This is a genomic window from Streptomyces sp. NPDC043896 (genome assembly GCF_056435605.1).
In genome coordinates, this window is record NZ_JBWKEE010000013.1 from 207,742 (window position 1) to 215,012 (window position 7,271).

The 7,271-nt window shown below is 72.4% G+C and carries 6 protein-coding genes; 5 read left to right on the top strand and 1 reads right to left on the bottom strand.

Translation table 11 applies throughout. The features are described 5' to 3' along the window. Positions 1 to 3: 3 nt before the first annotated feature. The 5 genes from AC069X_RS20840 (at position 4) to AC069X_RS20860 (ending at position 5,676) form a co-directional block, all read left to right on the top strand. The gene (locus AC069X_RS20840; RefSeq protein ID WP_478730084.1) at positions 4 to 1,581 is read left to right on the top strand and encodes a complex I subunit 4 family protein; all 1,578 of its coding nucleotides are present in this window, start codon (positions 4 to 6) and stop codon (positions 1,579 to 1,581) included. Then, the gene (locus tag AC069X_RS20845; protein WP_478730085.1) at positions 1,578 to 3,110 is read left to right on the top strand and encodes an NADH-quinone oxidoreductase subunit N; all 1,533 of its coding nucleotides are present in this window, start codon (positions 1,578 to 1,580) and stop codon (positions 3,108 to 3,110) included. Before AC069X_RS20840 ends, AC069X_RS20845 begins: the two co-directional genes overlap by 4 nt. Before the next feature lie 213 nt (positions 3,111 to 3,323). Beyond that, complete coding sequence (htpX, locus tag AC069X_RS20850) at positions 3,324 to 4,187, top strand: zinc metalloprotease HtpX (RefSeq protein WP_478730086.1); 864 nt, start codon at positions 3,324 to 3,326, stop codon at positions 4,185 to 4,187. Next, complete coding sequence (locus tag AC069X_RS20855) at positions 4,184 to 4,576, top strand: YccF domain-containing protein (protein ID WP_478730087.1); 393 nt, start codon at positions 4,184 to 4,186, stop codon at positions 4,574 to 4,576. Before htpX ends, AC069X_RS20855 begins: the two co-directional genes overlap by 4 nt. Further along, complete coding sequence (locus AC069X_RS20860) at positions 4,573 to 5,676, top strand: barstar family protein (protein WP_478730088.1); 1,104 nt, start codon at positions 4,573 to 4,575, stop codon at positions 5,674 to 5,676. The genes AC069X_RS20855 and AC069X_RS20860 overlap by 4 nt, the downstream gene beginning before the upstream one ends. 193 nt (positions 5,677 to 5,869) lie before the next feature. Here the strand turns inward: AC069X_RS20860 and AC069X_RS20865 are convergent, their stop codons facing one another. Continuing rightward, a complete protein-coding gene (locus AC069X_RS20865; RefSeq protein WP_478730089.1) occupies positions 5,870 to 7,123 on the bottom strand; it encodes an APC family permease in 1,254 nt (417 codons plus the stop codon). Positions 7,124 to 7,271: the final 148 nt, after the last annotated feature.

Sequence of the window (7,271 nt, forward strand, 5' to 3'; positions counted from 1 at the left end):
GCCGTGATCGATATCAGCCCGTCCGTGATGCAGTTCCTCCTGGCGTTCACCGTGGCCGCACCGCTCCTCGGCGCCGTCGCGGCCCTCCTGCCGGCCCCGCCCGGCCTCAAGGGCAAGAGCCCCGAACAGGCCGTGCTCCGCCACGGCGTCACCATCACCGGAGTCGTCCTCGCCGCGGCCGTCGCCCTCACCCTGGGCTTCGACCACGACGCCCCGTCCCGCTTCCAGGCGACGACGGACATCAGCTGGATCCAGGCGCTGAACATCCGGATCCACCTCGGCGTCGACGGCATCTCGCTCCCCCTCCTCCTGATGACCGCGCTGCTGTTCTTCCTCTGCGCGGTGTACAGCTACTTCAAGCTCCCCGAAGGCCCCTCCCCGAGGGCCTTCGTCGCGCTGCTCCTCGTACTCGAGTCCGGCACCCTCGCGACCTTCGCCGTCCTCGACCTGATGCTCTTCTTCCTCGCCTTCGAGATGGTCCTCATCCCGATGTACTTCCTCATCGCCCGCTGGGGCGGCGCTCAGCGGCAGGCCGCCGCCTGGAAGTTCATCCTCTACACCCTCCTCGGCTCCGTGGTCATGCTGCTCGGACTGCTGCTGATCGGCCTGAACAGCGGCACTTTCGACATGGTGGCACTCGCCTCTGACAACGGGCGCGGACTGAGCCGGACCACCCAGCTGCTGGCCGTCCTCGCCATCGGCATCGGCCTCGCCGTGAAGACCCCGATGTGGCCCCTGCACACCTGGCTGCCCGACGCCCACACCGCCGCCCCCACCGTCGGCTCCGTCCTCCTCGCCGGCGTCATGCTGAAGATGGGCACCTACGGGTTCGTCCGCATCCTGCTGCCCGTCACCCCCGACGGCATGCACACCTTCGCGCCCTACCTCGGCGCCTTCGCCGCCGTCGGCATCGTCTACGGATCCCTCGCCTGCCTCGCGCTGACCCGCAAGAGCGGCGGGGGCGACCTCAAGCGCCTCATCGCGTACTCCTCCGTCGGCCACATGGGCTTCGTCCTCCTCGGCATCGCGACCATGACCCCCACCGGGGTCAACGGCGCGCTCTTCGCCAACATCGCCCACGGCCTCATCACCGGCCTGCTCTTCTTCCTCGTCGGCGCCCTGAAGGACCGCTACGGCAGCAGCGACCTCGACACCCTCGCCGGAGCCACCGGCGCCGCCCTCTACGGCCGCGCCCCCCGCCTCGGCGCACTCCTCGCCTTCGCCGCCGTCGCCTCCCTCGGCCTGCCCGGCCTGGCCGGCTTCTGGGGCGAGATGCTGGCCCTGTTCGGCGCCTTCGACCCGGCGGAGGGCCTCTCCCGCCCGGCGTTCCTCACCTACATGGCCGTCGGCGCGTTCGGCACCCTGCTCACCGCCGCCTACCTGCTGATCGTCGTACGGCGCGTCTGCATGGGCGACCCGAAGGCCGGCCCCGAGATCACCGTCGCCGACGTCCAGCGCTACGAGTTCGCCGCCTGGACCCCGCTCGTCGCCCTCACCGTCCTCGCCGGCCTGTGGCCGGCGGTCCTCCTCGGCCTCACCGACCCGGCCGTCCAGAAGCTCCTCGCAGGAGGCAACGCATGACGGCCACGACGGTCCTCGCCGCCGACACCCCCAGCCTCGTCCAGTCCGTCGACTGGCTCGCGATCGCGCCCGTGGTCATCACCGCCGCCGTCGCCCTGGTCGTCCTCGTCGCCGACCTCTTCATGTCCGAGGCCCGCAAGCCGGTCCTCGGCTGGATCTCCGTCGCCGGCCTGGCCGCCGCGACCGCCGCCCTGTTCCCGCTGCGCGCCGGCGACCGCACCACCTTCTGCCTCATCGGCGACCCGGCCGCCTGCAGCTACACCGCCGACCACTTCACGCTCGTCGTGCAGTTCCTGGTGCTCGCCGGAGCCCTGGTCACCGCCCTGCTGTCGGTCACCGCCGTCCGCGACGCGCGCACCCCGGCCGGCGAGTACTGGTTCCTGCTGCTGTCCTCCGCGGCCGGCGCGGCCCTGCTGCCCGCCTCCCGGGACCTCGCCACCCTGATCGTCGCCCTCGAAGTGGCCTCGCTGCCCGCCTTCGCCCTCGTCGGCATGCGCCGCGGCGACCGGCTCTCCTCCGAGGCCGCCCTCAAGTTCTTCCTGTCCTCCGTCACCGCCACGGCCGTCTCCCTGATGGGCGTCAGCTTCGTCTACGCCGCCACCGGCTCCCTGCACCTCTCGCAGGTCGCCGACCGCCTCGAAGACGTACCGGGACAGCTCGACACCCTCGCCATGGCCGGCGTCGCGCTCACCCTCGTCGGCTTCGCCTTCAAGACCGCGGCCGTCCCCTTCCACTTCTGGGTCCCGGACACCTACGTCGGCGCGCCGCTGCCCGTGGCCGGATACCTGTCGGTGATCGGCAAGGCCGTCGGCTTCACCGGCCTCGTCCTCGTCACGGTGATCGCCTTCCCCGCGTACTCCGACATCTGGGGTCCGGCCCTCGCCGTGCTCGCCGCGCTCACCATGACCCTCGGCAACGCCGCCGCGCTGCGCCAGTCCGCCGACCGCGCCAACAGCGCCGTACGGCTCCTCGCCTGGTCCTCCGTGGGCCAGGCCGGCTACCTGCTGGTCCCGATCGCCGCGGCCGCGTACTCCGACCGCGACCAGATCGGCTCCACCGTCGCCTACGCCCTCATGTACGCCGTCGTGAACCTCGGCGCCTTCGCCGTCGCCGCGCTCGTCGCCCGGACGAAGCCGCTGCACCGGATCAGCGACTACCGGGGCCTGTACGCGGAGCGCCCCGCCGCCGCCCTGGCCATGGCCTTCTTCCTGCTCTGCCTGGCCGGACTGCCGCCGGGCATCATCGGCCTCTTCGCCAAGGTCGCCGTCTTCCGCTCCGCCGTGGACGCGGGCCTCGGCTGGCTGGCCGTGCTCATGGCCGCCAACGTCGTCATCGCCCTGTACTACTACCTGCGCTGGACCGCCCTCCTGTTCCGCACCCCGGAGACCGCCGAGGACACCCCCGCCCGTACGAAGGCCCCCTGGCCCGTCGCGGCCGCGATCGCCCTCACCGCCGTCGCCGCCCTGGTCCTCTCCGGTGCCCCGCAGCTCGTCCTGCGCTTCGCCTCCGGCACCCTCTTCCCGCTGTAGCCCGTCCGGCCGCGTCCCTCCGTACGCGGCTCACCCGTTCGGCTTAATCCCCGCCGCTGCCCCCCGGCCCGTGCCACGGGGGCAGCGGCGCCGCCGTGTCCCGGGAACCAGACGCCGCCACCTCGCGTTGACCAGAAAGGGAGGGTCCACTGGACCGCAGTCCCTCAGATCCACGACGGGGGCTCCCCAGCCGCACCACTTGGAGGGCGTACCGTGCACCGCCGGCACAACGGGCTGAAGACCGCCGTACTCCTCGGCGGGCTGTCCGCACTCATCATCCTCATCGGAAGCCTCTTCGGACGGGGCGGCCTGATCGTCGCCGTCATCGTCGCCCTGGGGACGAACGCGTACGCGTACTGGAACAGCGACAAGCTCGCTCTACGCGCGATGCGCGCCCGCCCCGTCAGCGAGTTCGAAGCCCCCGAGCTCTACCGGATGGTGCGCGAGCTCTCCACCTCCGCGCGCCAGCCCATGCCCCGGCTCTACATCTCGCCGACCGAGGCCCCCAACGCCTTCGCCACCGGCCGCAACCCGCGCAACGCCGCCGTCTGCTGCACCGAGGGAATCCTGCGCATACTCGACGAGCGCGAACTGCGCGGGGTCATCGGGCACGAGCTGAGCCACGTCTACAACCGCGACATCCTCATCTCGTCGGTCGCCGGGGCCCTCGCCTCCGTGATCATGTTCCTGGTGAACTTCGCCTGGCTGATCCCGATCGGCCGCTCCAACGACGACGAGGGCCCCGGCCTCTTCGGCATGCTGCTCATCATGATCCTCGGCCCGCTGGCCGCCTCCGTGATCCAGCTCGCCATCAGCCGCTCGCGCGAATACGAGGCGGATGCCTCCGGAGCCCAGCTCACCGGCGACCCGCTCGCTCTGGCCAGCGCCCTGCGCAAGCTCGACGCCGGCACCAAGCAGCTCCCGCTGCCCCCCGAACCCCGCCTGGAGACGGCGAGCCACATGATGATCGCCAACCCCTTCAGGCCCGGCCAGGGACTCTCCAAGATGTTCTCGACCCACCCGCCGATGGCCGAGCGCATCGCCCGGCTCGAACAGATGGCAGGACACAGCCGGTGAAGACCATCCTCAACGTCATTTGGCTCGTGCTCAGCGGGATCTGGCTCTTCCTCGGTTACTGCCTCGCGGGCCTGATCCTCTGCGTCACCATCATCGGCATCCCCTTCGGGATAGCCGCCTTCCGCATCGCCGTCTACGCCCTCTGGCCCTTCGGCTACACCACGGTCGAACGCCACGACGCGGGCGCGCCGTCCTGCGTCGGCAACGTCCTGTGGCTGGTCCTGGCCGGCTGGTGGCTGGCCCTCGGGCACATCGTCACCGGCATCGCGCTCTGCGTCACGATCATCGGCATCCCCTTCGGCATCGCCAACTTCAAGATGGTCCCCCTCTCCCTGCTCCCCCTGGGCCGCGAGATCGTCCCCACGGACGCCCCCTTCGCCTCCCGGTGACGGCCGGCGCGCGCTTCGCCCTGTGGGGCGAGGACGAGGACCACGAGGACGAGCAGCTGTGGGCACTGTGCGAGGACGCCGAGAACCTCTTCGCCGACCCGCCGGAGCCGGTACGCCGCCGGTACGAGCTGCTGGGCTGCGCCTTCGGGCAGGAGCTGCCGTTGGCGCTGGGCTTCCTGATCCTCCGGCCGCTCGACAGGATCGGCCGGGCCACGGGGGAGTGGTACCTGGAGGGCGCCCGCGTCCTCGCCACCCGCCCCTGCGCCCGCGACCTGTCACGGACCGACGTCACGATTGAGGCCGTACGCTCCGACCAGCAGCCCGACTACCCGGACCGGGTCGCCCTCTCTGTGGGCTTCGCCCTCTCGGACGCCCAGAACCGGCCCCTGGGCCAGTTCCGGGACCTCGCCGAGGTACTGCCGGCCGAAGAGCCGCCACCGCACCTCGTCCGCCTCCTTGGGTGCGCCGTGCAGGGGCCGCTGCGCGACGCGCTGGACGCGCCGGGAAGCCGGAAGAAGTGGCGGAGGTTCGGCTGCCGGAGCCTCGACGCGCTGGACACGGAGGGGGAGACCCTCGCCACGGCCGGGCACCCCCACGTCGTCGGCTGGCAGCCGTCACCCCGTGGGCCGGGCCTCTACGACCTGAGCGTGCACATGGATCCGCAGCCGCCCGTCGTCGCCGGCATCTGGCCGCTGTGGCGGAACGGCCGTCCGGCCGTCCCCAACCTGTGGGCACGCTTCGACGGCACCGGCCGGGCGCTCTGGCTGGACCCTGCCCTGAAGCACCGCAGGGGCCCGGACCGGCCGCCCGGGGAGACGTACCACCTCGACGGGCGGCACGTCACCGACACCGAGGGCTTCTTCTGCGCCCTCGGCGAGGCCGTCAACGGCCCGGGCGGCTACTTCGGCCGCTGCCTGAACGGTGTCGCGGACGCCCTGTGCGGCGGCTTCGGAGCCACGCTCCCTTTCACCCTCGTCTGGCACGACCACGAGGTGGCCCGCCGCAGCCTGGGCATCCAGCCGCTGACCGGCCGCCCCGCCACCTTCCGCGAACTGCTCGGCTTCCTGCGGGAAGAGGGCGTCGAGGTCGTCCTCGCCTGAGTTGTCCACAGGCCTGAGCGGCTGTCAGTGGAGTACGGCACCCTGAACACATGAACGAAACCGAGTGGTTGCCGAAGCAATCCGTATCCTCCGTACGCGCGTCCGCGCGCACCCCGGCGCGGGACCGCGCGCACCTGCCTCAGACGCCGGGCCCGCCCCAGGCGCCGGTCCTGCCCCAGGCTTTGGGCCCGCCTCAGACGCCGGGCCCGCCCCCGGTGCCGGACCCGAGCCTCGCCCGCGCCCCGTAGACCAGCGCGCCCAGCGCCAGCACCGCCGCGCCCGAAACCGCCGACGCGAAGGGCAGCGTGCACGCCAGCACCACGCAGCCGGACAGCCCGACCGCTGCCACGGCCCGCCCCTTGACACCTGAACCGAGAGTCCACGCGGAGGCGTTCGCGATCGCGTAGTAGACCAGCACGCCGAAAGAGGAGAAACCGATCGCGCCCCGCAAATCGGCGGTGGCCGCGAGCACCGCCACGACCGCACCCACCGCCAGCTCCGCGTGGTGCGGCACCTGATGCCGGGGATGTACGGCGGCCAGCGCGCGCGGCAGATGGCCGTCCCGCGCCATCGCCAGGGCTGTGCGCGACACCCCGAGCACGAGGGCCAGCAGAGAGCCCAGCGCGGCCAGCGCCGCGCCCACCCGGACGACCGGGGACAGTCCGGGCCACCCGGCCGCGCGCACCGCGTCGGCCAGCGGCGCGGCCGACGCCGCCAGACCGTCGCTGCCGAGCACCGACAGGGCCGCCACCGCCACGGCGGCGTACACGAGAAGGGCGATCCCCAGCGCGATGGGCACCGCGCGCGGGATCGTGCGCCGCGGATCACGCACCTCCTCGCCCAGGGTGGTGATCCGGGCGTAGCCCGCGAAGGCGAAGAACAGCAGACCCGCGCCCTGCAACAGCCCGGCGGCGTCCCAGTCCCCGCCGGCCAGAGCCCCCCGGTCCGCCGCACTGGAGGTCAGGCACACCACGACGACCCCGGCCAGCACCGCCAGTACGGCCGCCACGATCAGCCGGGCGATCCGGGCGGACTTCTGTACCCCGCCGTAGCTCGCGGCGGTCAGCGCCACCACCGCCGCCACGGCCACCGCGTGCTGCCGGCCCGGCCACACGTACGCCCCGACCGTCAGGGCCATCGCCGCGCAGGACGCCGTCTTGCCGACCACGAAACCCCAGCCGGCCAAGTACCCCCAGAAGGGCCCGAGCCGCTCCCGCCCGTAGACGTAGGTGCCGCCGGAGGCCGGATACCGGGCGGCGAGCCGCGCCGAGGAATGCGCGTTGCAGTACGCCACCACCGCGGCCACCGCGAGGGCCGCGAGCAGCCCGCCGCCCGCCGCCCGCGCCGCCGGGGCGAGGGCCGCGAAGATGCCGGCGCCGACCATCGCGCCGAGCCCGACCACGACGGCGTCGGAGACCCCCAGGCTGCGTTTCAGTTCGTTGTCCACGACCGGGAAGGTAGCCGGGCCGGGTAACAGGACCGCGAACAGGCCTGGCTGACCTAGATGAATGAGTCCGATGTCTTCAGTGGTCGTAGGCGATCAGTGATCGTTTGACGGGGGCGCCGGTGGTCCAGTTGTGCCAGATGCCGGCGGC

Coding starts and splice junctions, on each gene's coding strand:
- AC069X_RS20845 (WP_478730085.1), top strand. CDS start 1,578: ATGACGGCCACGACGGTCCTCGCCGCCGACACCCCCAGCCTCGTCCAG.